This is a genomic window from Corynebacterium sp. 335C, assembly GCF_053525695.1.
In genome coordinates, this window is sequence record NZ_JASTTB010000001.1 from 904,373 (window position 1) to 930,177 (window position 25,805).

Here is a 25,805-nt window from a genome sequence, read left to right on the forward strand (position 1 = left end):
TGGATCGACTGCGAGATGACGGGCCTCGACCCGGACCGCCATGTGATCGTGGAGATCGCCGCACTGGTCACCGACGCGGACCTCAACATCCTGGGCGAGGGCGTCGACGTCGTCGTCCACGCGACGGAGGACGAGCTGGCGCAGATGGACGAGGTGGTCGTGGAGATGCACGGCTCCTCGGGCCTGACGGAGGAGATCCGCGCCTCGGAGCTGACGGTCGCGGACGCGGAGCGCATCGTCCTGGAGTACGTGCGGGAGCACGTGCCGGAGAAGGGGCAGGCGCCGCTGGCGGGCAACTCCATCTCCTCGGACCGGAAGTTCATCGACCGGTACATGCCGGAGCTGGACGCCCACCTGCACTACCGCCTCATCGACGTGTCCTCCGTGAAGGAGCTGGCTCGCCGCTGGTACCCGCGCGTGTACCAGGGCCAGCCGGAGAAGGGCATGGCGCACCGGGCACTGGCGGACATCCGCGAGTCGATCCGGGAGCTGGAGTTCTACCGCCGCGCGCTGCTGCCGGCGGGCGAGGGCCCGTCGAAGGAGGAGGTGGCGGAGGCCGCCCGCGGCGCCTCCGAGCGCTTCCCCGTGTAGTCGCGTGACGACGTGCCCCGCATGGCCCCGGACCTGCCGTTTTGGCGGCGGCGGGGCCATGGGATAGCATAAGTTCCGCTGCAACGGCGATGAGCCGTGAATGCGATGGTGACTGTAGTTCAGCTGGTAGAGCACCAGGTTGTGATCCTGGGTGTCGCGGGTTCGAGTCCCGTCAGTCACCCCCAAGGGAAGCCCCCGGGAGCGGATGTCCGCCCCGGGGGCTTCGTCATGCGCGGGTCCCGTCCGGGTTCCCCTGCCGCGGCCCCGAATCGCGGGACCCGTCCGGCGGCGTTAGGGTCCGGCCATGACCTCCCGCCCCCGTGACCGCCGACGCCCCGCCGCCATCGTGGCCGCGGGGTTCTTCTCCGCCGCGGCGCTGACGCTGCCCGTCGCCGCCTCCCCGGCCGCCGCCGACCCCGCCGTCCCCGCACCGGGTTCGGCCACCGCACCCGGGTCGGCGCTCCCGGGCTCGGCGGACGCCGGGTCGGCGGGCCTGGCCGACGCGGTGTTCGCGGCGCCGGACCCGGAGTTCGTCGACGTCGCGCCCGCCGGGTCGGGTCCCATCGCCTCCGGGGCGCTGGCGACGACCCCGAACTTCCGTGACGTGGCGGGCACCGCGGAGGCGCCGCTGCGCACCGCCGACGGCCGGGAGCTGGCCCGCGGCGTCGCCTACCGGTCGAACAAGCTCGTCTCCTCCACGGACGACGAGCTCGCCCGGATGCCGGGCGCGGGCGTGACGCGCGTCGTCGACACGCGCAACATCCGCGAGCGCAACGAGGAACCGGAGCGCCTGCCGGCGGGCGTGGCCTACCAGGTCGCCGACGTCGTCGACGTGTCGCGGGGCGTGCGCTTCGACGAGTCCCCGCTGCGCACCGCCGGGCCGACCCTGGCGGAGGAGACGCCGCGGATCCTCGGCGACGTCGCCACCGCCGACCCCGGCGCCCGCGGGGAGCTGTTCGACGACGAGGTCAGGGACCTCGGCCAGCTGCTGGGCTACCAGCTGATGGCGGTGAACTCGTCCTCCCAGCGCGCGTTCTCGGAGCTGCTGCACGCCATCGCGCACGAGGACGGTGCGGTCGTGTTCCGCTACTCCGCGGGCAAGGACCGCACGGGGCTGGCCGCGGCGTACCTCCTGCGCATCCTCGGGGTGCCGATGGACGACATCATGGCGGACTTCCTCGCCAGCGACGCCTACCTGGGCCGGGAGAACCCCTTGCGCGCCGAGTGGCTGCAGGCGTCGTGGGACGTCATCGACCGGGTCTACGGCGGCTTCGACTCCTACGTCGTGAACCAGCTGGGCCTCGACGACGCGGACGTCGCCGCGCTCGAGGCGAAGTTCCTCCGCTCCTGACGCCGGGCGCGGCCGTCCGGATGCTCCCGGGCCCGGAGGTCCCCGGCCCCGCCCCACGCGCCGGCGAGGATGTTCCGGCCGCCGATTCCCCGGGCCCGGGGACAGGGGGCGGCGCAGCCGTTAGCGTGGACGCGTCACCGCACCGCCGCCCGAGGAGGACCCCCGTGCAGTTCACGCCGACGATGCTGAAGCGCCTGATGTGGCTGTGGCCGCCGTACCTGGGCGCCGGCGTCCGCGTGACTGAGGCGGCGGAGGACGGCACCCGCCTCGTCGTCGAGCACCGCCTCCGGCCGTGGAACAAAAACGCCGTGGGCACGGTCTTCGGCGGCACGATGCAGTCGATGACGGACCCGTTCTTCATGCTCCTGGCCGTGCACCAGCTGGGACGGGACTACAAGGTGTGGGACATCGAGGGCGCCATCGAGTTCGTGAAGCCCGGCACCGGCCGCGTCCGCGCGGTCATCGAGCTGCCCGCCGACGTCGTCCAGGAGATCCGGGACGAGTGCGCCGACGGCGAGGCGCACCGCCGCTGGTTCGGGTGCGACATCGTCGACGAGTCGGGCGACGTCGTCGCCCGCGTCCGCCGCCGCATGTACGTGCGGCGCAAGCCGGGCCGGTAGGCGCCCCGGGCCGGCGGGCACGGCCGGGGGCTATCCGCCGGCCCCGCCGTCCGGGTCATCGGTGCCGGGCTCCCGCGCGGCATCCCCGCCGTCCTCCTGCTCGCGGCGCCGCAGACGGCTATCGACCGCCCGGCCGAGACCCCACAGCGCCAGCGCCGGCACGGCGATGAGGGCCACGAGGAAAATCGCGGCGAGCACCCTCAACTCCCGCTCCACCGACTCGGCCCGCGATGCAGGCGAGGATACAGGCATTTTTCCGATGGAAAGCACCGGCAGCCGGGAAGCCCTCTCGCGGGCCCGCGAATGTCATGCGTCAGCGCCGCCGCCGGCGCCGTCACACGTTCGGCCAGCCCTCCGGCCGGATCATCTGGATCGTCTCGGCGACGAGGACCTGCCCGCCGAGGGCCTCCGCGACGCGGGCGGCCTCGTCCCGGCCGCGGACGAAGACGGACAGCAGCTCGCGCGAGCCGCCGTCAACGGGGGCCTCGTCCTCCAGGGTGATGCGGTGGACGGCGCCGATGAGCTCGCCGTCGCCGACGGCGGCGGGGTCTCCGCCGAGTGCGAGGACGCGGGTGCGGGTGACGTCGCCGGCGCGCAGCTCCTCGACGTCCTCGACGAGGGAGGAGAAGCCGTTGTCGACGTCGAACACGTACTCCTCGTCGGGCGCGAGCTTCCCCTTCCACGCGGGGTGCTCCCACGCCGCCTCCTCGCCCTCCGGCGAGTCGAAGAACAGCTCGGCGACGCCGTGGAACGGACCCCAGTGCCAGGAGCCGTCGACGGGCCGGTTCTGGACGTAGCCGGTGACCGGGGTGACGGGCATGACGTACTCGCCGTGCGCCTCGTGCCAGTGGCGGTGGAAGCGGGCGAGGGCCTCGGCGTCGGTCGGCGGGAAGACGTCGGGCCGGGGGATGAGGAATGCGATGCGGTGGTGGGTCATGGGGTTCTCCTTCGGTTCGGGTGCGGGCCCGGGCATGCCGCGGGCACCGGGGCGGGGCCTCCCGGCGCGCCGTGGACGCCGGGGCCCGGCGTCGGGGCCCGGCGTCGGGGGCCGGAGGTGTGCGCCGGGTCAGCCGGCGTAGGGAGCGAGGGGTGGGGCCACGATGGGGGTGGGCGTGACGACGAGCGCCGCCGTACCCTCCGCTTCTCCGCCGAGGGCGTCCTTCACGGCGAACGCACCGGGCTCGGATGTCGTCCACGCGGACACGATGTGCCGTGAGCCCGTCCACGGCTCCGGCTGGTCGAGGTGGAGCACCCCGATGCGGACGGCGGCTCCCTCCGGGATGTCGGCGACGTCGGCGCCCGGCGCGCGCACGCGGGAGGCGGTCTGGCGGCCGTCGACGAGGGTCTCCTCCTCCACGAGGGCGGAGAACGTCTCCTCCCCCGCCATGAAGGAGTGCTCGTGCTGCCGGATGAGCTTCGACTGGTGGGTGTCGAAGGCGACCTGCTCCAGCTCCGGGGAGTCGTAGTACAGCTCGGCGACGCCGTCGGCGGGGCCGCGCCCCCACTGGGCCGCGACGGGCCGGTTCTGGACGTAGCCGCGGAGGTTCGGCGCCGGCATCAGGAGCGACCCGTGGACCATCTGCCAGTCCAGGTGGAATCGCTCGTGGGTGATCTCCGGCAGCTTGCGCACGAAGACGATGCGGTGGTGCATGGTTCGGGGTCCTTCCGTCGGGGCGCGGTGCGCCCGGACGGCGGGGAGCGCGTCGGGCGGTCCCGGGGCGCCGTCCGTCTCCGACGCTAAACATTGACGCTAATGTCAAGGTCAAGATCGGGGCTCCGCCGGCGGCCGACGGGGCGGCGGACGAGGGAGGCCTGCCATGCGCATCGGGGAACTCGCGGACCGCAGCGGCGCGACGCCGCGGCAGCTGCGCTACTACGAGGAGAAGGGGCTCATCGCGTCCCGCCGCTCGGCGAACGGGTACCGCGACTACGACGACGCCGACGTGGAGAAGGTCCGTCAGATCCGCTGCCTGCTGGACGGGGGCTTCACGACGGAGCTCGTCGCCCGGCTGCTCCCCCGCGTCCACGGCCCGCACGCCGATCTCCCGCCGCAGGAAGACCCGGAGATGGAGGCGGAGCTGCGCGCGCACATGGACCGGCTGCGGGAGCGGATCGACATGCTGTCCCGGTTCCACGATCGCTACGAGTGCTACCTGCGGCGCGTCGACGGCTCGGGCGGTCCCTACGACTGCTGACGGCCCCCGCGGACCCTCCGGCGGGCGCCCCTCCCCTACGCAGCGGCGGGGAAGCCGAGTCGGCCGTCGACCATCTCGACGACGCGGTCGGCGCCGTCGAGCTGCGAGCGGTCGTGGGTGACGTACAGGGCGGCGGCGCCGGCGTCGCGGGCGACGGAGCTGATGAGCGCGGTGACGGCGGCGGCGGATTCGCGGTCGAGCGCGGCGGTCGGCTCGTCGGCGAGCACGAGCTCGGGGTGGTTCATGAGGGCGCGGGCGACGTTGACGCGGGCCTGCTGGCCGCCGGACAGGGCGGCGGCGCGGCGGCCGGCGAGGTCGGCGAGGCCGACGGCGTCGAGGAGCTCCATGGCGCGGGCGTCGGCGGCCCGGCGGTCGGCGCGCGACGGCGGCAGGATGCGGCCGAGGCGGGTCATGGCGATGAGCTGCTCGCGGACGGTGAGCGCCGGCTGCAGGTTGGGCTGCTGGAAGATGATGCCGACGTGGTCGCGCCGCACGCGCGCCGCCGCACCGCCGCGCAGCTGCGCGAGGTCGACGGTCCCGCCGCCGGCGAGCCCCAGCACGGCGCTGCCGGAGTCGGGGGTCTGCAGGGCGCCGGCGACGGCGAGCAGCGTCGACTTGCCGGAGCCGGAGGGGCCGACGACGCCGACGAGTTCGCCGGGGGCGACGGAGAGGTCGACGTGGTCGAGGAGGCGGCGGTCGGCGGCGCCGTCGCGGACGTCGAGGGTGACGCCGGCGAGGGTGAGTCCGCGGTCGGTGGTCATGGTGGTGTCCTTCCTGGTGGGGCGGTGCGCGGGGTGAGGTTCGCGCGCGGGTTCCGCGCGGTGCGTGCGGTGCTTTGCGACGGGGCTAGGCGGCGGCCAGGGCCTCGCGGGGCTCGGCGGACAGCACCGGCTTCAGCGAGATGGCGGCGCCGGCGAGGCCGCAGGCGGCGAGCAGCAGGCCGGGTACGACGGTGGTGGAGGCGTCGATGACGGCGGGCATGGAGTCCGGCAGGACCAGCCCGGCCAGGGCGGTGAGCCCGGCGCCGGCGGTGATGCCGGCGGCGAGGACGATGAGGGCCTGGCCGACGGCGTCGGCGACGAGGACCCGGCGGGACGCGCCGAGGGCGGAGGCGATGGTGACGCCGCGGAGCCGCTGGACGGTCCACACGGTGAAGAACGCGCCGACGACGAGGGCGGAGATGACGTACAGCAGCGACGTCATGGCGCCGAGGGACATCTGCTCGCCCTTGTAGGAGGCGGAGGCGTTCCACCGGTCGTCGCCGGTCAGCACGGTGACGCCGTCGACGGCGGAGGCGGCGTCCTCCCGATCGGCGGGGATGATGGCGGCGTTCGGCGGGCCGGCGGCGACGGCCGCGGCGTCGTCGGGGTTGAGCAGGACGACGGGGGTGTGGTCGAGCCACAGGTCGCCGGCGTCGCCGGCGGCGGTGACGGTGACGTCGCCGAGCGGCAGGCGGTCGCCGGCGGAGACGTCGGCGGCCAGGGCCTCGGGGATGGCGGCCTCGCCGCGGTCGACGGAGGCGTCGGGAAGCGTCATGACGGGCTGGTCGGCGACGCGGCCGCGGCCGGCGAAGACGGCCTCGCCGCCGACGGCCTTCGCCTGGCCGGCGTCGAGGCGCGACGACGACAGCGTCGTGGCGCCGCCGGAGTCGGCGAGGACGATCGCCTCGTCGCCCGGCATCATGTGCTCGAGCGCGGAGACGGAGCGGTGCGACAGCCCCGTCGCCAGCGCGGAGAGGAAGCACACCATCAGCGCGATGAGGCCGACGGTGACGGTGATGAGCGCCGTCCGGCCCGGCGCGGAACGCAATTCCCTGATTCCGTGAAACATGGCCCCATGCTCGCCCGGGGCGGGGTCCGGGCGAATCGGCCGTGGGGCTGGACTTCGCCTCCACCTTTCGGACGATGGGGCTCCGTCCTCCGGCGGATAGGCTGGCGGCCATGACCGCCGACGCCGCCCGAAACGTGACCGCCGACGACGTTTCCGCCGCCGACCCCGGCACCCTGACGCTGGTGTGGCGCGGCATGCGGACGGTGCTGGATCTGCTGGTGACGTGCCTCCTGGTCTTCGCCATGGAGCGGTCGACGGGCGTCGCCCCGGCGCTGCTCGGCGCCCTGTTCGCGATGCTGTACCTCGGGGGCATGGTGGCCGACGCGCTGGCGCGGCGCCGCCTCCGGGACCGCGCCGCCGCGGCGGCCGTCTCCCGCTCCGGGGCATCGGGCCCCGCCGGCCCCGCATCCGCGCCAGCCGGCCCCGACGAGCCGGCGCTGGCCCGCGGCGGCATCCTGCTGTGGCTGGTCCTGCTGGTCGCGACGTGGGCGGCGCTGTCGTTCCTGGTGAAGGAGGCGGCGTACCTGGCGTTCCCGCTGTTCTTCGTCGTGCTCCACGTCGCCGGCGGGGCGATCGGCTCCGGCATGGTCGTCGTCGTGACGGCGGTGGCCGTCGCCGCCATCGCCCACCATTCCGGGGGCCCGACGACGGGCGGGCTCATCGGCCCGCTGCTCGGCGGCGCCGCGGCGCTGGCCGTCGGCCTGGGCTTCCGGGTGCTGCTGCGGGAGTCCCGCGCCCGCGCCGCCGCCATCGCGGAGCTGACCGCCGCCCGCGCCGACGTCGCCGCGATGTCCCGCCGCGCCGGCGAGCTGGACGAGCGCGCCCGCCTGGCCGGGGAGATCCACGACACCGTCGCCCAGGGGCTGTCCTCCATCCGCCTGCTGCTCGGCGCCGCCGAACGCGACCTCGAACCGCTCGGCGACGCCGCGGACCCGGCCCGCGAGCGCATCCGCCTGGCGCGCGAGACCGCCGCCGGCAACCTCGCGGAGACCCGCCGCATCATCGCGGAGCTGCAGCCCGCCCCCCTGTCCGGCGCGGACCTGCCGGTGGCGCTGGCGCGCGTGTGCTCGACGACGCCGCTGGGCGCGAACGTGTCGTTCTCCGTCGACGGCGACGCCCGGCCCCTCCCCGACGAGGTGGAGGCGGCGCTGGTGCGGGTGGCGCAGGCGTCGCTGGGCAACGTCGTCAAGCACGCGGGGGCGACGCGCTGCGGGGTGACGCTGACGTTCCAGCCGGACGCGGTGCACCTCGACGTCGTCGACGACGGCGTCGGCTTCGACCCGGCCGCCCCGCGCGGCGGGGAGTCCTTCGGGCTGGCGGGCGCGGAGCGGCGCGTGTCGGCGCTCGGCGGGACGATGTCGGTGGAGTCCGCGCCGGGTGCCGGCTGCGGCGTCTCCATGCGCATCCCCGTCGCCTGACGGCGCCCGCCCGGCCCTCGGCCCGCCTCCGCGCCCCGGCCCGCGCGCCGGCGGCGCGACGGCGGCGCGACGGCGGCCCGACGAGGGGTCCGCGGCCGGGCCCCGGAGGCGCCCGGCCCGGTTAGGCTGGGGCCATGATCCGCGTCCTCATCGCCGACGACCATCCCGTGGTCCGCGCCGGCCTGCGCGCCGTTCTGGAGTCCGCCGGGGACGTCGAGGTCGTCGGCGAGGCCGCGACCCCCGACGCCGCCGTCGACGCCTGCGCCGACCCCGGCGACGGCGCCCGCCCTGACCTGGTGCTCATGGACCTGCGCTTCGGCGACGCCCCCGGCGCAGCGGGCCGGGCCGGCGGCGTCGGCGCCACCGAGCGCATCCGCGCGCTGCCGGACGCCCCGCAGGTGCTGGTGGTCACCAACTACTCCTCCGACGCGGACGTGCTGGGCGCCGTCTCCGCCGGGGCCGTCGGCTACCTGCTGAAGGACGCCGATCCCGCCGAGCTGGTCGACGGCGTCCGCACCGCCGCAGCCGGCGGCACCGTGCTGTCCGGCAGCGTCGCCGGCCGGCTGATGGGCCGGATGCGGGACCCCGTGCCGCAGCTGACGGCGCGGGAGGCGGAGGTCCTCGCCCTCGTCGCCGAGGGCCTGTCCAACCGCGGCATCGCCCGGCGCCTCGTGCTGACGGAGGCGACCGTCAAGAGCCACCTCGCCCACGCCTTCACGAAGCTGGGCGTCGGCTCCCGCACGGCCGCCGTCGCGAAGGCGACGGAGCTGGGCATCCTGTAGCGCGGCCGGGGCGGGTGCCGTCGTCACGCGAACGACGGTGACCAGGGAGGGGCCGGGGCCCTACTCGGAGCCCTGGTCCGCGTTGCCCTTCTTCCACGTCTCCCACGGGACGTTCCACTCGCCGAGGCCGTCCCAGCCCGACAGGGTGTCGCCCTTGGTGTTCTGGACGATGACGATGTCGCCCGGCTTCGTGTTCTCCATGAACCACTTCGCGTTCGCCGTGGTGACGTTGATGCAGCCGTGCGAGGCGTTGTAGCTGCCCTGCGCGCCGACCGACCACGGGGCGGCGTGGACGTAGATGCCGGAGTACGACAGCTGCGTCGCGTACTGCACCTTCGTGCGGTAGCCGCCCTCCGCCTGGGACAGGCCGAAGGTGGAGGAGTCCATGATCATCGACTCGCGCTGCTCGCCGACGCGGTAGATGCCGTTCGGGGTCAGCCACGCGTCGCGGCCCATGGAGATGGGCATCGACATCTCGGCGACGCCGTTGCGGGAGACCGTCATGGTCTTCGTCGCGTCGTCGGCGACGGCGATGATCTCGTCGCCGATGGTGAAGTTCGAGGTGGAGGTGTCGCCGCCGTAGACGTCGCCGCCCAGGTCCCTGCCGTACGCGCCGACCTCGACCGACACCTTCGTGCCGGGCTCCCAGAACTCCGCCGGGCGCCAGCGGACCTGGCTACCGGAGTACCAGTAGAACGCGCCGTCGACCGGCGGGTCCGTCGTGATCTTGATGGAGTCCTGCGCCGCCTGGCGGTCCGGCACGGCGACGTCGAAGTTGATCTCGACGACGGCGCCGACGCCGACGACGGCCTCCTCCGCCGGGGAGATGTACGACTCGGCCGTGTAGGTCGGCGACACGGTGGTGAAGGTCCGCTCCGTCGTGCGGCCCTCCGCGGTCGCGGCGATGGTGTACGTGCGGCCGTAGCCGAGCACCTCGCCGGTGGTCCAGACGGTGCCGTCCTCGTTGAGGGAGCCCTCGACCTCTCCGCCCTCCTCGTTGGTCATGACGACCTTGTCCAGCTTCCCGTCCTCGACGGACACGGTCACCGGGTCGAGCACGGACACGCCCTCGTCGCCGTCGCCGACGCTGAAGTTGGGCTTCAGCACCTCCTCGGCCTGCGCGGCTCCCCCGTCGGACCCGCCGGGCCCGTCGACGGTGCAGGCGGCGCCGAGCATCGCGACGGTCATCAGCGCGACGGCTGCGCCGGCGCGCCGGCGGTTGCGGCGGTTGCGCGGGTTCATCGACTTCCTCATGTCGGTTACACGGCTCCTGACGACGGCTTGCGGCTGGGCTCCACCGGTCGGCGCGGCGGGCGCGGCTGCGTCGGCGCGTCCGCCCGCGGTCCCCGGGCCGCGCGGCGGGGTGCGCTCGCCGGGCGGCCCCCGGACCGTCGGCCCGGTGGCGCGTGAAGCCCCACAGTAGCCCAGTCGCAGGCGGTTCCGGGAACCCGATCAGGGCGCTGAACGGTCACGATTCGGTGAACGGGGCGTCCCCGCAGGTCAGGAGGTTGACGCGTCACCTTTATGGTTCTGCATGAAGCGATGGTTTCGTTATGCAATCTTGATTATCGGTCAAGGCGATGTCGTCCACAGGCCGGTGCGACGGGCACGGAATCGCGCGGCCGGATACGGGGTCGCCCTCGCGTGCGCGACGACGGACACCGCCACGGCGGGGCGCCGCCGGCGCGGCGGCGCGGGACGGGGGCGGCACGACGGAAAGTCGGCAGTGCGCGGCGGCGCCCCCCACGCGCCATCGAAGGGCCTGCGAGCCCGGAAGTCCCGGGGATCGGGGCCCTGCCCCACCCCAACCCCTCCCCGGAGGCGGATCCGCGGGATTCCCGGCGACCGGCACGTGAACGACGGCTGAACAAGCACGCTTATGAAGCACGCGAAAACCCGTTCTGACCTGCCGATTTTACAAGTTCTCGGGGAGGGGGTTATATTTCTCTTCGTCGCCGCGACAAGGGCACAGCCCCGAAGCGGAGAGACGAGCGCCATTAGCTCAATTGGTAGAGCAGCTGACTCTTAATCAGCGGGTTCGGGGTTCGAGTCCCTGATGGCGTACAACTTCCCCGCCGGGTTCTTCCCGGCGGGGTTTTTGCATGCGCGGGACGACCAGACGTCAAGGCGACCTCACATGGGGGAAACATCGGGGCAATCCCCCGCCCATACCCTTCGGGCACATGTCCGATTCACCATCACGTCCACGGCGGCGCATCGCGTCGAACCTCTTCGTCCAACTGCTCGTCGCCATCATCGGCGGCATCGCCCTGGGAGCCTTCTTCCCCGATATCGGCCAGGCCCTGCAGCCGGTCGCCACGGGATTCATCTCCCTCATCAAGGTCCTCATCGCGCCGATCGTCTTCGTCACGGCCGTCCTCGGCATCGCGAAGATGAGCGATGTCTCGGCGCTCGGCAGGATCGGTCTCAAGACCATCGCCTACTTCACGGTCGTCCCCGGCTTCGTGCTCGTCCTCGGGCTCGTGGTCGGCAACGTGCTGCGCCCCGGCGATGGCTTCGACATCGACCCCGCCACGCTCTCCTCCGGTGGAGCCGCACTGGAGGAGGCGACGAAGGGCGAGGAGCTGCCCGGCACGACGGAGTTCATCCTCGGCATCATCCCGTCTTCGGCTCTCGGCGCCTTCACCGACGGCAATCTCCTGCAGGTCCTCTTCCTGGCCGTCATCGCCGGCGTCGCCCTGGCCATCCACCGGAAGCACGCCGAATCGCGCATCATCGGGCTCATCGAGGAGGCCTCCCAGCTCCTCTTCCGGGTGATGGGCTGGATCATGCGGCTGGCTCCGATCGGCGCCTTCGCCGCGATGGCGTTCGTCATCGGCCAGTACGGCATCGAGTCGATGAAGTCCTTCGCCTTCCTCATCCTCGCCTGCTACGGAGCCGGTTTCCTCCTGCTGCTCGTGTTCGCGGTCATCTGCCGTGTCGTCCGAGGGAACCCTCGACCGGGACGCCCTTCGCCGTGCAGTCAGCGGCGACCGCACGGCCACGCCGATTCGCGAAGAAAGCACGAAGACGGATTCCGTCGTCGTCCACGACTGACCAAGGGCGGCGCCGTCGAGCCGCGGCGGGGAGCGTCGCACGGCACCGCGCGGGGAACCCGCGCACCCGCACCCCGCAGGCGGCAGCGAGCCGCGCGGGGCGTCGTCACGCGAACCACCCCGCGAACGAACGGACGGCGGCGCCGGCCCACCCGGAAACCCGGGGGCCGGCGCCGCCGTCGCGGTGCCCTGTGACTACTTGGAGTCGGTGACGTTCTCGATGAGCTCGCGGATGCGCGCGATCTCCTTCTTGCGGTTGCGGCCGCGGACCACGTTCGCCAGCACCAGGCCGACGACCGCGGCGGCGCACACGCCGAGGATCGCCTGGACCTTCGGGTCCTTCAGCTTGTCCTGCGCCTGGGACTTCGCGTCGTCGGCGATGGTCTTCGGGTTGGAGCGCTCGGCCAGCTCGTCGAGGGTCTGGGCGAGCTGCTTGCGGTTGCGCTCGATGTCGCGCTGAATGGCGTCAATGTTGCGGGCCACGGGGACTCCCATGCTTCGTTTCGTCGGACACAGTCTGCGCTTGACCTTAACACCTGCGGACCCCGCGGGACGGGCCCGCGGGCCGGAAACCACCGCTACCATCACGGGCATGACCGCCAACGACGCCACCGCGACCCCGCAGCCCGCCCCCACGCCGCGCCTCGAGCCCGGCGACGCCGCCCCCGCCTTCACCCTCGCCGCCGACGACGGCCGCGAGGTGTCGCTCGGCGACTACGCCGGCCGCCGCGTCCTCGTGTACTTCTACCCGCGCGCCAACACCCCCGGCTGCACCACCGAGGCCTGCGACTTCCGCGACGAGACCGCCGCGTTCAACGACGCCGGCGTCGACGTCGTCGGCATCTCCCCCGACAAGCCGGAGAAGCTGGCCAAGTTCCGCGACGACCACGGCCTCGGCTTCACCCTCCTGTCCGACCCGTCCAAGGAGACGATGGCCGCCTGGGGCGCGTTCGGCGAGAAGAAGAACTACGGCAAGATCGTCCAGGGCGTCATCCGCTCCACCGTCCTCGTCGGCGCCGACGGCACCGTCGAGAAGGCCTGGTACAACGTCCGCGCCAAGGGTCACGTCGGCCGCGTCCTGCGCGACATCGCAGCCCTGGACGGTGAGTAGCCCCGACCCCCGGGCGGAGCTGCTGTTCCCGCGGCGCCGCCCCGCCCAGGCCCGCTCCCGCGAGCGGTTCGCCCGCATCCTCACCGCCGCGCGCGAGACCCTCGTCGACGTCGGCTTCGAGTCGTTCACGTTCGACGAGGTCGCGAAGCGCGCCGACGTGCCCATCGGGACGCTGTACCAGTTCTTCGCGAACAAGTACGCGATGATCTGCGAGCTCGACCGGCAGGACGCCGCCGGCGTCGTCGACGAGCTGCGCCGCTTCGCCCAGCGCGTCCCGGCGCTGGAGTGGCCCGAGTTCCTGTCCGAGTTCATCGACCACGTCGCCGAGCTGTGGCATGACGACGTCTCCCGCCGCGCCGTGTGGCTCGCCGTCCAGTCCACCCCGGCGACGCGGGCGACCGCCGCGGACACGGAGAGCGAGCTCATCGAGGCCATCAGCGTCGTCCTCGCCCCGCTCATGCCGCACGCCGAAGACGAGGTGCGCGAGTTCATCGCCGGGCTGCTCATCCACACGACGTTCTCGCTGCTGAACTTCAGCGTGCAGAACCCGTCCGAGCTCGGCCCCGACGGCGTCGGCCCGCACTACGAGCTGACGGTCCAGGAGGTCAAGCGCATGCTCATCGCGTACCTGACCGAGATCGGCGGGGCCCAGGCGCGCGGGCAGCGGGCGCGGGGGCCGCTGGAGGGGTAGCGGGGTCGCCCGGGGTCGCGCGGGGTGCCCCCGGCGGCGCGGACCGTCCCCAGGGCGTCTCCGGCAGGGTCGTTTCGACCCCGTTCTACCGCCCTCCCCGCCGGCCAGACCCACTTTCGGCCGTTCCGACCCTGTTCTATCTGGGTCGGAACGGCCAAAAGTGGGTCTGGCGGTGTCCGGGGCCGGCGGGCGGCGTCGTCAAGCGGGTCGAAACGACGTACATGCGCCGGCCCGGGGCGGCGACCTGCGGTGCGCGGCGGCCCACGCTGCTCCGGATGGAGCGTTTTCGGCGGTCGGGACGGATTCCGGCAGTCGGGACCCCGTTGCGACGGGCCCCTCGACGCAGATGGAGCGGTTTCGGCGGATGGGACCCCGGTATACGTGGGTCCCGTTTGCCGAAACCGCTCCATCTGGCGGAGGAGCCGGGCGGGGTGCGAGGCCGGCGCGGGGACCATCCGGAGGGGAGGCCGGGAGGAATGCGCGGAGCACGGTCCGGGGCGGGCCGCGGGGCCGGGCGGGCCCCGTCGTCAAGCCCCCTCCCCTAGTCCGCGAGCAGCGCGACCGCCACGGCGTAGTCGCCGTCGTGGCTGACGGAGACCTCGAATGCCGCGCCCGGGACGTCGGCGGCCACGCCGGCGGCGAACGCCTCCGCCGCCGCGCCGTGCAGCCGGACCGACAGGCGGCCCCACGCGTCGGCGACGCACTCGATCTCCGTCCAGTCCAGGCGGTCCCGCGCAATCGGCGGGGCCTGGCCGAACAGGGCCTGCGACCAGGCCTTGACCACGGCCTCCTTCACCGCCCACCGGCCGGCGAGGTGCCGGGCCAGGGCGTCGCCGGACAGGCCGCGGCGCTCGGCGGCGGCCCGCTCCCCGGGGGCGAAGGCCCGGCGGGCGAAGGAGCTGCCGGGGACGGCGAGCTGCTCCGCGAAGCCCGGGACGTGCACCAGGTCGATGCCGACGGCGTGCATCCGCGCCGCCTAGCCCGCCGCGCCCGGCGTCAGCACCCCGCCGCGCAGCCGCGCCGCCGGGTCGAGGATGGCGGCCTGCTCGAGGGCCGCGATCGACGGCCAGCCGGCGCCGTCGCCGAGGCGGCGCCCCTCGGTGCGCTCGAACAGGACGGCGCCGCCGTGGATGCCGTCGTCGATGCGCCGCAGGCCGGCGGCCTCGCGCTCCGCGGCGGCCTCCCGCCACGCCCGCGCCGCCTCATCCCCGTCGGCGGCGGCCACGGCGGCGGCGAACGCCTCCGGGTGGACGATGGCGACGAGGGCGGAGACGTGGCCGAAGCCGAGGGACGTCACGAAGCCGGCCTTCAGCGGCAGGGCGTCGCCGAACGGCAGCGGGGCCGTCGGCCACACCAGCCGCCCGTGGCGGGCCAGCACCGGGTCGACGCAGTCGAGGGACCGGTTGGCGGGGATGACGCCGGTGCGCAGCACCTGGGTCAGGCCGATCATCTGGAACGCGGCGGCGCCGCCCTTCGCGTGGCCCGTCAGGGACTTCTGCGACACGACGAACAGCGGGTTCGCGGCGTCGCGGCCGAGGGCGTCGGCGAGGCGCTCGTGCAGCTCCGACTCGTTGGGGTCGTTGGCGTTGGTGGAGGTGTCGTGCTTGGACAGCACGGCGACCTCGTCGGCGGAGACGCCGTGGGCGGCCAGCGCCCGCGCCAGGTCGGAGGACTCCCCGCCGCGGCCGGCGCCGAGCGCGCCGAGGCCCGGCGCGGGGATGGACGTGTGGGCGCCGTCGGCGAAGCTCGACGCGTAGGCGACGACGCCGAGGACCGGCAGCCCGAGGTCGCGGGCAACGCTGCCGCGGGCGAGCAGCACGGTGCCGCCGCCGGCGGATTCGACGAAGCCGGCGCGGCGCCGGTCGTTGGGCCGGGAGAAGCGGGCGTGGTCGATGCCCTTCGCCTCGAGGACCGCGGAGTCGGCGGTGGCGGCCATGTCGCCGAAGCCGGTGATGCCCTCGGTGGACAGGTCGTCGAAGCCGCCGGCGACGACGACGTCGGCCTTGCCCAGGCGGATCTTGTCCATGCCCTCCTCCACCGAGACGGCGGCGGTGGCGCACGCGGCGACGGGGTGGACCATCTGGCCGTAGCCGCCGACGTAGGACTGCATGACGTGCGCGGCGATGACGTTGGGCAGCGCCTCCTGCAGGACGTCGTTGGCGCGGGGGTTGCCGAGGATGCCGTCGATGTACAGGCTGCGCAGCGACTCCATGGCGCCGATGCCGGTGCCCTGGGTGGAGCTGACGCGGCCGGGGTGGACGTGCTCGAGCAGCTCGGCGGGGGTGAAGCCGGAGGACAGGAACGCGTCGACGGTGGTGACGATGTTCCAGAGGCTGACGCGGTCGAGGTTGTCGGCCATGTCGGCGGGGATGCCCCAGACGGTGGGGTCGAAGTCCTCGGGGATCTGGCCGCCGACGTAGCGGCTCATGGCCATGCGGCGGGGCACCTGGACGGCGGTGCCGGCGCGGCGGGTGACGATCCACTCGCCGGTGTCGCCGTCGGGCGCCGCGGTCGTGTTGTCCGGGTCGGAGTCGACGAACGTCGCGGCGGCGGCGCGGTCGCGGACGGGGAAGGACAGGTCGCGGTCGAGGTAGACGGTGGTCAGCTCGGTCATGGTGTTGTCGACCAGGTCGCCGTCGTCGCCGTAGCGGCGGACGCCGACGCGGGCGAGGACCTCGTCGCGGTAGCGGTCGGCGACGTCGGCCTCGTCGATGTCCTGGCCGTCGGCGGTGACCCAGCCGCCGTCCCATTCGATGAGGCCCATGGACCAGGCGAGTTCGATGACGCCGGCGGCGGAGAGGTCGCCGGTCTCGGCCTCGAAGCGGGTGCGGGAGGAGCCCCAGGGGCCGAGTTCGCCGGCGCCGACGATGACGACCATGTCCTCGGGCGCGCAGGTCACGCCGCCGAAGTCGGGCGCGGTGCGCGGCAGGGGTCGCAGGGGGTTGGGCAGCGCGCGCAGGCTGCGGGTCGCGTCGTGCTTTGCGACGTTCTCCGCTCCGGCTCCGGCGCCGCCGTCCGCGGCGGTGGCGTCCGGGGAGCCGGCGGCGCCGGCGGGCGAGGCGGCGGCGTCGTCGCCGGTGGCGGCCGCCGCGGCCTCCTGCGCCTCCGCCGCCAGGGCGGACATGTTCAGGTCGACGTCGCCGAGCCCGCCGGTCAGGTCGGCGGTGACGGGCGCCTCCGCGGCCTCGGCGCGGACGCCGGCGGTGGCGCGGGCGATGAGCTCGCGGGCCATCTCCGCGGTGGAGAAGGTGCGCACGCCCTTGGCCTCGACGGCGTCGACGAGCGGGTCGTTGCCGCCCATGAGGCCGGTGCCGCGGACCCAGCCGATGAGGGCGTGGACCAGGGAGGTGCGCCCGCGCCAGGAGTCCTCCGCATGCCAGCGGGCGACGAGCGCGTCGAGCGCGGCCTTCGACTCGCCGTAGGCGCCGTCGCCGCCGAAGCGGCCGCGGTTGGGCGAGCCGGGCAGGACGACGTGGAGGCGGCCGTCGACGTCGTGGTCGGCGCCGATGCCGGACAGGCCGGCGATGAGGCGCTCGACGGACCACAGCAGCAGGCGCATCTGCATCTCCGCGGCGGGGCCGGCGTCGGCGAGGGTGCCGGCGACGCGGGGCGCGGCGAAGGGGAACAGCAGGGTGGGGCGCATGGCGGGCTTGACGACGACGCTGCCGCCGCCGACGGTCGCCGTCTGCTCCGCGCCGATCCACTCCACCAGGGCGTCGAGGTCCTGGTAGCTGGTCAGGTTCGCGGGCGCGACCCACAGGGCGGCGCCGTCGCGGGCGTGGCGGCGGTAAAGGTCCTTGTAGAACGCCAGGCGGGACGGCGACAGCGAGGAGGTAGTGGCCACGACGGTCGCGCCGCCGGCCAGCAGCTCGGTGACGACGGCCGCGGCGATGGAGTCCGGGGAGGCGCCGGTGACGACGGCGACGTCACCGGAGAACTCCCCCGGCACGGCGTCGCCGGCGGCGGCCGCCGCGGCCTCGGCCTCGGCGCGGTCGGCGAGGTCCCGGTAGGCGGCGGCCAGCTCATCGCGGCCGGCGGCCTCGGCGCGGCGGGCCCACCAGGCGGCCTGGGCCGCGGCGGCGCCGGTGACGCGGGCCGGGGCGTCGCCCGTGCCCGCCCACATGCGGGCGAGGTCCTCTCGCTCGGTGGCCCAGCGGTCGTCGACGAGCACCGCCTTGTCGGCGTCGAACGCCGGGGTGACCAGGCGCGGCCAGTCGGAGCCGAGCTCCGCGGTCACGAGGTCGAGCAGCCGCTCGTCGGCGTCGTCGGCGTCGAAGTCGACGGCGCCGGTCGGCTGGTGGCCGAGCTGCTCGAGGATGGTGCGGGCGGCGACCGCCAGGACGCCGTCGGAGCCGGTGACGCGCTCGGCGAAGGCGCCGAGGGCCGCGGAGTCGACGACCCCGCCGCCGTCGCCGCCGGCCTGCGGCAGGGCGACGGCGATGCCGCGCCGGGCGGCGACGGCCTGCACGGCGGCGTCGACGACGGCGTCGAGCTCCGCCTGCGAGGTCGGCGCGGCGGCGGCCAGGTGGCCGAGGTCGCCGCCGCGCAGGGAGGCGCCCTCGCGGGTGCCGAGGACGACCTCGGCGGCGACGGCGTCGGCCCAGCCGGGGCCGAGCTGCCACGTGCCGGTGACGCGGTCGGCGACGGCGGAGGCGCGGGCGCCGGCGGGGCCGGTGACGCGGCGCAGGCCGTCGGCGACGGACTCCGACAGGACCGGGCCCCACGGCGTCCAGCCGCGGGCCATGCCGGCGACCTTGGCGGACAGGGTCGGCAGGTCGGCGTCCGCGGCGCCGTCGATGGAGCCCAGGCCGAACTCGGTGCCCAGGTCGAGCAGCAGCTGGTTGCGGCGGGAGCTCACGCCGTCGACGAGCGTCTCGATGCTGTCGGCGGCGCCCATCTGGTCGGGGCGGACCTTGGTCCACAGGGCGATGAGGAACTCGACGGCCTCGCCCGGGGAGACGGCGATGTCGTCGGGGCGCTCGGCGCCGGCGCCCGCAGCCGGGGCGGCCGGGGCCGGGGCGGCGGCCGCGCCGTCGCCCGCGGACTCCGCGGCCACCGCCTCGGCGGCCGTCGCGGCGGGCGCGGGGTGCTCCCCGGCGCCGTCGGAGCCGGAGAGGGAGGCGTCGTCACGCGCATCCGCGGAACCGTCCGCCGCCGCATCCGGCGCGCGCTCCTCGTCCACCGCGAACACCGCGGCGGCGTCACGCTCGACGTTGAGGACCGTGACGTCGCGGTCGCGGTGGCGCGGCAGCTGCGCCGTGCGCGCCGCCAGCGTGGCGATGGTCGGGGCGGCGCCGACGCCGATCTCCACGACGCGGGAGACGCCGCACTCCCCCAGCACCAGGTCCTGGGTCTCGATCCAGCGCACCGGGGAGCAGAACTGCCAGGCCATGAGCTCCAGCAGCAGCGTGCGGGCCAGGCGGCCCGGGTCCGCGGCGGCCGCGTCGAAGTCCGCGAGGATGCCCGCGACGATGTCGGAGTCGACGACGTCGGCGATGCCGCGGACGAAGTCCTCCGTCAGCGCGAACGGGCGTGCCGTCAGGTTCGGGACGTAGCGGCCGACCAGCGGCGCCGGGTCGATGCGCTCCGGCAGCAGGCGGTCGAGGTGGCCGCGGAACTCGTCGACGCCGTCGCGCAGCACGCGCGAGTGGAACGGCACGTCGATGCCCGGGATGCGGACGACGGCGGCGTCGCCGGCGGCCTCCGCCAGCGCCGCCAGGCCCGCGTTCGTGCCCGCGACGGCGTACTGGCGGCCCGCCAGGTTGAGGTTCACGACCTGCAGGAACTCGCCGGAGTCGGCGGCGACGCGATCGACGAACGCGACGACGTCGTCCTCCGCCACGCCCGCCTTGTCGGGCTTCAGGGCGGACAGGCCGTAGTTTGAGCGGCCCTCCGCGTCGCGCGGCACGAGGCCGTGCATGGTCAGGCCGCGGTGGTAGACCATCTCCAGCACCTCGCCCGCGCCGACGACGCCGGCGAAGGCGGCCAGGGCGTTGTACTCGCCGACGGAGTGGCCGGCGAACCAGGCGTCCTCGTCCAGCACGCCCGCCTCCCGCAGCTGCGCGGCCTGCGCCAGGCCCAGGGTGGCCATGGCGACCTGCGTGAACTGCGTGAGGTTCAGGACGCCGTCCGGGTGGTGGAAGCGGCGGCCGCGGACGGTGATCTCCGTCGGGTTGTCGCGCACGATGGCGAGGACGGAGAAGCCGAGGCGCTCCCGGGTGTGGGCGTCCGCGGCGTCCCAGGCGCGGCGGGCGGCCGCGGACTCGGTGCGGGCCGCCAGGCCCATGCCCTTCTGCTGGATGCCCTGGCCGGGGAAGGCGTAGAACGTGCGCGGCGCGGCGAGGACGGCGGTGGCGGTGAGCACCAGCTCCCCTCCGACGGTCGCGGTGACCTCGCGGACCTCGCCGAGGCCCGGGCGGACGTCCAGGCCGCGGCGCTCGACGACGAGCTCCACGTCCTGGCCCGGCAGGACCGGGGCGAGCATGGTCGCGGTGAACTCCCGGACCTCCCCGCCGAGGCCCGCCGGGCCCTCCGCCGCGGCGTGCTCCGCGGCGGCGGAGAGCCACATGCCGTGGGCGATGACGCCCGGCAGGCCCGCCAGGCGCGCGGCCCGGTCGTCGACGTGGATGGGGTTGCGGTCGCCGGTGACCGCGGCGAAGGCGCGCATCGACTGCGGCGCCGTCACGGTGCGGCGGTGGCGGAACGACCGCGGGGTGTCCTCCACCGTCGGCAGCGGGACGGTGTTCAGCTGCGCGGTGGCGTCGCCGCCGCGGCCGCGGATGGCGAAGCGCTCGGTGAGCGCGGCGACGGGGCGGGGGCTTGCGTCGCCGCGGTCGTCGTTGCGGTCGGCGCCGCGGTCGCCGTCGCGCGTGACGACGGGGACCTCGTCGACGGTGGCGCGGACCACGACGACGCGGCCCATCTCGGTGTCGGCGACCTCGTCGACGCGGGCGGCGACGCGCAGGCGCGCGCCGTCGGCGGGCAGGTCGCCCAGCAGTCGGACGTGGTGCTCGAGGTGGACCAGCGACAGCATGCCCTCGACGACGCGGGCGCCGGTGCCGTCCTCGCCGGTGCCGGCGCCCGCGCGGCCGTGGGCGACGGCGGCGAAGATGGCGGGCCAGGCGTGGCCGACCAGGGCGTCGGGGGCGGTGCGGTCGCCGCCGGTGACGGCGCAGTGGTCGGCGGCGCGGGCGGCGGTCCAGTCGGACTCCCAGGTCAGGACGCCGTCGACGTCGGGGGCGGGCAGCTCGCCGCCGGCGGCGATGCGGGTCAGCTCCGTCATGGCGGCGACGGCGGCGTCCTCCCCGATGACGGGCAGCAGGCCCGGGGCGGCCGGGGCGGCGATGCCCAGGCGCAGCTCGGCGGGGCGGCCGACGTGGGCCAGCGGGACGACGAGGGCCACGGCGGCGTCGCCGTCGCAGTCCAGGCGGGCGCCGGTGGCGGCGTGGACGGCGCCGTCATGGGCGGCGTCCATCTGCCACTGGCCCGGCGCGCCGAGGCGGTGGACGGGGTTGACGGTCTGGCGGCCGGCCCAGTGGACGGCCGGGGCGGCGAGGACGGCCGCGACGGGGTCGGCCGGGGCCTCGGCGGGCGCGGGGCTCTCGTCGTCACGCGCCGGGTTCTCGTCGTCACGCGCGGCGGCGTCCGCGGCGTCGGCCAGCAGCGCGCGGGCGGCGGCGTCCTCGAAGCGGCCGAGGATGTCGGCGACCGGCTCGTCGGCGCGCTCGATGCCGGCGACGGCGGCGGTGCCGGGGATGATGCAGACGCCGTCGGCGTCGTAGTGCTCGCAGTGGGCCTGCCACAGCGAGTCGGAGCGCCACCAGCGGCGCACGTCCGCGTCGATGACGGGGACGAAGTTCACGGGCTTGCCGGGGGTGCGGCAGGCGTCGAGGAAGAACGCGGCGTCGGCCGGGTGCAGCACGGCGTCGCAGTCGTAGTGCTCCGCCATGACCGCGGCGTCGCCCGGCGCGGGCACGCCGGAGCCGCGGACGGAGTCGACCTCGCCGGAGTCGGCGTCGGCCAGGCGGGCCTCGAAGCGGTCGAGCAGCTCGCCGAAGCGGGTCGCCCAGCTGGGGTCCAGGAATTCGCCGGCCGGGGCGGCCAGCTCCACGTAGCGGTCCATGACCTCGCGGTACGTCATGGCGCGGACGTCGCCGAAGTAGGGCTTCGCGGTGGCGTCGATGGCGGCGATGATCTCGTCGCGGCGGGCGGCGACGGCTTCGGCGTCGCCGGCGACCTCGTCGAGCAGGCGGCCGGCGCGGGCGGCGGCGTTGTCGATCTCGTGGATGTCGGCGCCCAGCTGGGAGCGGCCGGAGGCCATGCCGTCGATGGCGCCGCCGGCGGGCACCCACGCGTCGGTGCCCGGGGTCTCGGCGAGCAGGCGCTTCACGCCCGCCGACGCCGTCGACTCCTTCGCGGCCATGGCCGCGGTGCCAACGATGATCGCGTCGACCGGCATCGCGGGCCGGCCGTGGCGGCGGGCCCACGCGCCGGTGAGGTAGTCGGCGGCCTGCTCCGGGCGGCCGATGCCGCCGCCGACGGCCAGCACGGCGTTGCCGCGGGCGCGGATGTCGCCGTAGGTCGCCAGCAGCAGGTCGTCGAGCTCCTCCCAGGAGTGGTGGCCGCCGGCGCGGCCGCCCTCCACCTGGATGATGACGGAGGCGCCGGCCGGACCGGACTCCGCCACAGCGTCGGCGATGTCGAGCACCCGGCGGATCTGGGCGACGGTGCCGGGCTTGAAGGACACGTGCGGGATGCCCGCCTCGTGGAGCTCCCGGACCAGCGCGACGGCGTCGTCGGTCTCCGGGATGCCCGCGGAGACCGTCACGCCGTCGATGGGCGCGCCGTCGGCCACCGCGCGCTGCACCAGGCGGCGCGACCCGATGTGCATGCCCCACAGGTACGGGTCGAGGAACATGGTGTTGAACTGGGCGGAGGCGCCGTCGTCAAGCAGATCGGCGAGCTTCGCGACGTTGCCGCGGAACACCTCCGGGGTGACCTGGCCGCCGCCGGCGAGCTCGGCCCAGTGGCCGGCGTTGGCGGCCGCGGCGACGATCGCCGGGTCCACCGTCGTCGGCGTCATGCCGCCGAGGAGGATCGGCGAGCGGCCGGTGGCGCGGGTGAAGGCGGTCTCCACGCGTGCGCGGCCGCCCCGCGTGACGACGGCGGGCCGGTGCGCCGCCCACGTCGCGGGCGCGGCGGGGGCGGAGCCCGGCTCGAAGAGCTCGGCCTGGCCGGCGTCGAGCGCGGCGGCGACGACGCCGACGCCGGTGCCCTCCAGCAGGCCGCGGGTCAGCGGGGCGACGCCGGCGCCGGGGCCGACCTCGATGATCCAGTCGGCGTCCGCGGCCGCGGCGTCGACCTGGGCAGGCCAGTCGACGGCGTCGACCAGCACGTGCTCCGCCAGGCGGCGGGCGAAGGCGGCGTCGATGCCGGCGAGCTCCGCGAGCTCCACGGCCTCCTCGACGGCGCCGCGCATCTCCGGGTGGTGGAAGCCCGCGCCGACCGGCAGGGTGCGGTGGCGCGGGGCGAAGGGGCGGCCGCCGCGGAGCTTGTCCGCCAGCTCCCCCGCATCGCGCTCGGCGGCGGCGTCGAGGTTGGCGGCGGTGGCGGCGACGTCGCGGGGCGTGCCGACGACCACGACCTGCTCGCGGCCGTTGACCAGGCCGACGACGGCGGAGCCCGCGAGGTGCGGGCGGACCTGGTCGGTGGTGGCGCCGGTGACGGAGAGCATCGGGCCGGCGGCGTCCTGCGCGCCGTCGCCCGCGCCCGTGTTCGCCGCGGCCGGCGCGGCCAGGCCCGTCATGCGCCCGTGGCGGGCGACGCAGGCGCCGAGGATCTGGGCGACGGCCAGCACGTCGGCGGCGCGCTCCGGGTGGAGGGCGGCCTCGGCGCCGAGCACGCCCTGGGAGTGGCCGATGGCGGACGTCGCCGCGGACGCGTCGACGCCCTGGGCGGCCAGCAGGTCGAGCATGGCGATCTGGGCGGCGACGATGCCCGGGGCGCTGACGGCCGGGGCGTCGAGATCCGGCAGGGCGGCGAGCGCGGCCGCGGCGTCGCGGGCCTTCTCGGCGGCGGCGCCGGCGTCGGTCTCGGCGACGGGGTCGGAGTCGGCGGCGGCCGCGCCGGCGGCGGTCTCCGCCCAGGCGACGGGGTCGAAGCCGTCGGGGCGCTGGCCGGCGAGGCGATCGGCGACGGGCGCGAGCGTCGCGTCGGCGTCGGCGAGGGCGCGGCGCAGGCGGCCGTCGACGCCGGCGAGGACGCACGTGGTCAGGGTCTCCAGCCACGGGAAGCCCTGGCCGGAGAAGCTCAGGGCGAAGGTCTCGCCGTCGTTCAGGCGCTGGGCGAGCGTCGGGGCGATGACGCGGCGGCGGGCCGCGGTCCCTCCGCTGCGGAAGACCGACAGGGCGTCGGCGGCGGTGCGGTGCTCCTGGGCTGGGGTCACGGTCACGCTGATTGCTCCTCGGGTTCGGGGTGATCGTCGTCGGGTCCGTGCCGTCCGCGGGGGCGGGGCCGGGCCGTGCGACTCCGGGCCCGCCCCGCTCCCCCGCGGCCGGCCGGAAACGTCCGGGTCCGGGCCCCTCCGAGCCCGGACATCACGGTTCCGTTTCCGTCGTCAAACGAATATGCCACAGAATCGTGAGGATTCCGTCATGTTTCGCGTTGCGACGGCACCCCTGCCCGGTCCCCGGACCCCCGTTTCGCGATGTTTCCATCAGCTCCGGCGGCGGCGCGCCGGACGAACCCGCTGGAGACCCCCGATGCCGACATTCCGACAATTATTTTCCGCAAGTGATGAACATCACGGGCGGCGGCCGCCTCCCCGCGGCCCCGTCCCCGCCCCGTCCCCGCGCCCTACTCCCCGTCGAGGAGGCGGCGCACGAGGCCGGCGGCGTCCTCGACGTCCGGCGCGGCCTCGTCGTCACGCGACCCGTCGTCACGCGACTCGGCGTAGCCGGCACCACCTGCGCCCGCGGCGCCCTCCCCGGCCCCGCCGTCCTCGCACGGCGCACCGCCCCCGGCGGGCGCGGGCGCGGACGTCTCGCGCCCCTCGGAGTCGAGGACCCTGCCGTCGAACACGGCGCACGGGTCCTCGCTGACGATGGCGTCGTCGGGGCGGATGCCGCGTTCGGCGAGCCAGGCGTCGAGGTGCCGGGAGATGCTCATGTGCGCCCGGGGGGACTCGAACCCCCACGCCCTCGGGCACAGGAACCTAAATCCTGCGCGTCTGCCAGTTCCGCCACGGGCGCCGGCCCCGCGCGGCCACGCCGGCCGCCCCTGCGCGCCGCCCATGCAGCGGCGGCCTCCTGGGCGCCCCGTCCGCGGGTCGCGGGGTGGGGGGCGCGGGGACGCGGAAAAGCATAACCGGATACCCTGGAGGGCGTGTCAGGCAACACCGGTACCCAGGATGCGGAGACGCAGAAGCCGCCGCTGAGCAGGCGCGTGCGCGTCGTCCAGCTGATCTTCCTCGTCGCCGCGGTGGCGGCGACCTTCGCGCTGGCCTACTGGCAGTTCAGCCGGTGGGAGACGACCAGCTCGTTCCAGAACCTCGGCTACGCGTTCCAGTGGCCGGCGTTCGGCGCGTTCTTCATCTGGGCGTACCGCAAGTACATGCAGTACGAGAAGGAGCGGGCGCGCGGCAACATGGAGGCCGCCGTCTCCTCCCGCGACGCGATGACGGAGATCCCGGAGGGCTTCCTGCCCGACCGCCCGGGCTCACGCGCCGCCGGCACCACCGACGACCAGGACCCCGTGGAGGACAAGTGACCGCCGAGAACCAGGCCCCGATTTCCCCGAATCCCCAGCGCAAGCGCCGCGTCCGCACGGCGCTGCGGTTCTTCTCCGTCACCGCGTACGTGACGGGCGTGATGCTGCTGGGCCTGCTGGCCGTGATGATCGCCGTGTACGGCTTCATGGGCTACTCGTTCGGCGACGGGCAGGACAAGCCGGCGTGGTTCACGTGGGTCGCCGTGGTGCACGGCTACTGCTACATGGCGTTCCTCATCGCGGTGGTGAACCTGGGCACGAAGGCGCGGTGGGCGCCGTCGAAGTGGATCGTCACCGCGCTGGGCGGCGTGGTGCCGTTCCTGTCGTTCTTCGTGGAGGCGGCGCGCCGCCGCGAGGTCGTGGCGAAGTTCGAGCCGTAGCGCGCGACGCGGCG

At 75.0% G+C, this 25,805-nt stretch carries 21 protein-coding genes and 3 tRNA genes; 13 read left to right on the top strand and 11 right to left on the bottom strand.

Features of this window, described 5'->3' with window-relative positions:
* The first annotated feature begins 15 nt into the window (after positions 1–15).
* The 4 genes from orn (at position 16) to QQS41_RS03825 (ending at position 2,562) form a co-directional block, all read left to right on the top strand.
* The gene (orn, locus tag QQS41_RS03810) at positions 16–591 is read left to right on the top strand and encodes an oligoribonuclease (RefSeq protein ID WP_448851966.1); all 576 of its coding nucleotides are present in this window, start codon (positions 16–18) and stop codon (positions 589–591) included.
* Between the two features lie 107 nt (positions 592–698).
* Positions 699–776, top strand: a tRNA-His gene (locus tag QQS41_RS03815).
* 119 nt (positions 777–895) lie between these two features.
* Positions 896–1,942 carry a tyrosine-protein phosphatase gene (locus QQS41_RS03820; protein WP_448851349.1) on the top strand — a complete coding sequence of 349 codons (1,047 nt, stop codon included), beginning with the start codon at positions 896–898 and terminating at the stop codon, positions 1,940–1,942.
* A 164-nt stretch (positions 1,943–2,106) separates the two neighbouring features.
* Positions 2,107–2,562, top strand: coding sequence for a DUF4442 domain-containing protein (locus QQS41_RS03825; protein WP_448851350.1), 456 nt, complete (start codon positions 2,107–2,109; stop codon positions 2,560–2,562).
* Positions 2,563–2,592: 30 nt separating this feature from the next.
* On the opposite strand, the gene QQS41_RS03830 is transcribed toward QQS41_RS03825, so the two are convergent.
* The 3 genes from QQS41_RS03830 to QQS41_RS03840 form a co-directional block, all read right to left on the bottom strand.
* Positions 2,593–2,814, bottom strand: a complete 222-nt coding sequence (locus QQS41_RS03830; RefSeq protein ID WP_448851351.1) for a hypothetical protein — start codon at positions 2,812–2,814, stop codon at positions 2,593–2,595.
* An 82-nt stretch (positions 2,815–2,896) separates the two neighbouring features.
* Positions 2,897–3,499 (bottom strand): EthD domain-containing protein, encoded by a 603-nt coding sequence (locus tag QQS41_RS03835; protein ID WP_448851352.1) that lies wholly within the window; start codon positions 3,497–3,499, stop codon positions 2,897–2,899.
* 129 nt (positions 3,500–3,628) lie between these two features.
* On the bottom strand, positions 3,629–4,213 hold the full coding sequence (locus QQS41_RS03840; protein WP_448851353.1) for an EthD family reductase: 585 nt from the start codon (positions 4,211–4,213) through the stop codon (positions 3,629–3,631).
* Between the two features lie 166 nt (positions 4,214–4,379).
* On the opposite strand from QQS41_RS03840, the gene QQS41_RS03845 reads away from it, so the two are divergent.
* Positions 4,380–4,757 (top strand): MerR family transcriptional regulator, encoded by a 378-nt coding sequence (locus QQS41_RS03845; RefSeq protein ID WP_448851354.1) that lies wholly within the window; start codon positions 4,380–4,382, stop codon positions 4,755–4,757.
* Positions 4,758–4,792: 35 nt separating this feature from the next.
* Here QQS41_RS03845 and QQS41_RS03850 read toward each other — a convergent pair whose 3' ends face one another.
* The gene (locus QQS41_RS03850) at positions 4,793–5,518 is read right to left on the bottom strand and encodes an ABC transporter ATP-binding protein (RefSeq protein WP_448851355.1); all 726 of its coding nucleotides are present in this window, start codon (positions 5,516–5,518) and stop codon (positions 4,793–4,795) included.
* A gap of 85 nt (positions 5,519–5,603) precedes the next feature.
* Entirely contained in the window at positions 5,604–6,587 is a 984-nt protein-coding gene (locus QQS41_RS03855) for an FtsX-like permease family protein (RefSeq protein WP_448851356.1), read from the bottom strand.
* Between the two features lie 110 nt (positions 6,588–6,697).
* Here QQS41_RS03855 and QQS41_RS03860 point away from each other — a divergent pair, with 110 nt between their 5' ends.
* Both QQS41_RS03860 and QQS41_RS03865 read left to right on the top strand, forming a co-directional pair.
* A complete protein-coding gene (locus QQS41_RS03860) occupies positions 6,698–8,005 on the top strand; it encodes a sensor histidine kinase (protein WP_448851357.1) in 1,308 nt (435 codons plus the stop codon).
* A 134-nt stretch (positions 8,006–8,139) separates the two neighbouring features.
* Positions 8,140–8,787, top strand: coding sequence for a response regulator (locus QQS41_RS03865; protein ID WP_448851358.1), 648 nt, complete (start codon positions 8,140–8,142; stop codon positions 8,785–8,787).
* Between the two features lie 60 nt (positions 8,788–8,847).
* Here the strand turns inward: QQS41_RS03865 and QQS41_RS03870 are convergent, their stop codons facing one another.
* Positions 8,848–10,041: a L,D-transpeptidase gene (locus tag QQS41_RS03870; RefSeq protein WP_448851359.1), complete on the bottom strand. Its 1,194-nt coding sequence runs from the start codon at positions 10,039–10,041 to the stop codon at positions 8,848–8,850.
* 737 nt (positions 10,042–10,778) lie between these two features.
* Here QQS41_RS03870 and QQS41_RS03875 point away from each other — a divergent pair.
* Positions 10,779–10,851 (top strand) — tRNA-Lys (locus tag QQS41_RS03875).
* Between the two features lie 119 nt (positions 10,852–10,970).
* Positions 10,971–12,038: a cation:dicarboxylate symporter family transporter gene (locus tag QQS41_RS03880; protein ID WP_448851360.1), complete on the top strand. Its 1,068-nt coding sequence runs from the start codon at positions 10,971–10,973 to the stop codon at positions 12,036–12,038.
* Here the strand turns inward: QQS41_RS03880 and QQS41_RS03885 are convergent, their stop codons facing one another.
* Positions 12,039–12,326 (bottom strand): DUF3618 domain-containing protein, encoded by a 288-nt coding sequence (locus tag QQS41_RS03885; protein WP_448851361.1) that lies wholly within the window; start codon positions 12,324–12,326, stop codon positions 12,039–12,041.
* 109 nt (positions 12,327–12,435) lie between these two features.
* Here QQS41_RS03885 and bcp point away from each other — a divergent pair, with 109 nt between their 5' ends.
* Complete coding sequence (bcp, locus tag QQS41_RS03890; RefSeq protein WP_448851362.1) at positions 12,436–12,954, top strand: thioredoxin-dependent thiol peroxidase; 519 nt, start codon at positions 12,436–12,438, stop codon at positions 12,952–12,954.
* Complete coding sequence (locus tag QQS41_RS03895; protein WP_448851363.1) at positions 12,947–13,645, top strand: TetR family transcriptional regulator; 699 nt, start codon at positions 12,947–12,949, stop codon at positions 13,643–13,645. The genes bcp and QQS41_RS03895 overlap by 8 nt, the downstream gene beginning before the upstream one ends.
* 541 nt (positions 13,646–14,186) lie before the next feature.
* Here the strand turns inward: QQS41_RS03895 and acpS are convergent.
* From acpS to QQS41_RS03915, 4 genes are all read right to left on the bottom strand, one after another.
* Positions 14,187–14,612 carry a holo-ACP synthase AcpS gene (gene acpS, locus QQS41_RS03900; protein WP_448851364.1) on the bottom strand — a complete coding sequence of 142 codons (426 nt, stop codon included), beginning with the start codon at positions 14,610–14,612 and terminating at the stop codon, positions 14,187–14,189.
* Positions 14,613–14,621: 9 nt separating this feature from the next.
* Positions 14,622–23,618 carry a fatty acid synthase subunit beta domain-containing protein gene (locus QQS41_RS03905; protein WP_448851967.1) on the bottom strand — a complete coding sequence of 2,999 codons (8,997 nt, stop codon included), beginning with the start codon at positions 23,616–23,618 and terminating at the stop codon, positions 14,622–14,624.
* A gap of 881 nt (positions 23,619–24,499) precedes the next feature.
* Positions 24,500–24,811, bottom strand: coding sequence for a hypothetical protein (locus QQS41_RS03910; RefSeq protein WP_448851365.1), 312 nt, complete (start codon positions 24,809–24,811; stop codon positions 24,500–24,502).
* Between the two features lies 1 nt (position 24,812).
* Positions 24,813–24,894: transfer RNA gene (locus QQS41_RS03915), tRNA-Leu, on the bottom strand.
* Positions 24,895–25,027: 133 nt separating this feature from the next.
* Here QQS41_RS03915 and QQS41_RS03920 point away from each other — a divergent pair.
* Both QQS41_RS03920 and QQS41_RS03925 read left to right on the top strand, forming a co-directional pair.
* Positions 25,028–25,411 (top strand): hypothetical protein, encoded by a 384-nt coding sequence (locus QQS41_RS03920; protein ID WP_448851366.1) that lies wholly within the window; start codon positions 25,028–25,030, stop codon positions 25,409–25,411.
* Positions 25,408–25,791, top strand: a complete 384-nt coding sequence (locus QQS41_RS03925; protein ID WP_448851367.1) for a DUF3817 domain-containing protein — start codon at positions 25,408–25,410, stop codon at positions 25,789–25,791. The genes QQS41_RS03920 and QQS41_RS03925 overlap by 4 nt, the downstream gene beginning before the upstream one ends.
* Positions 25,792–25,805: the final 14 nt, after the last annotated feature.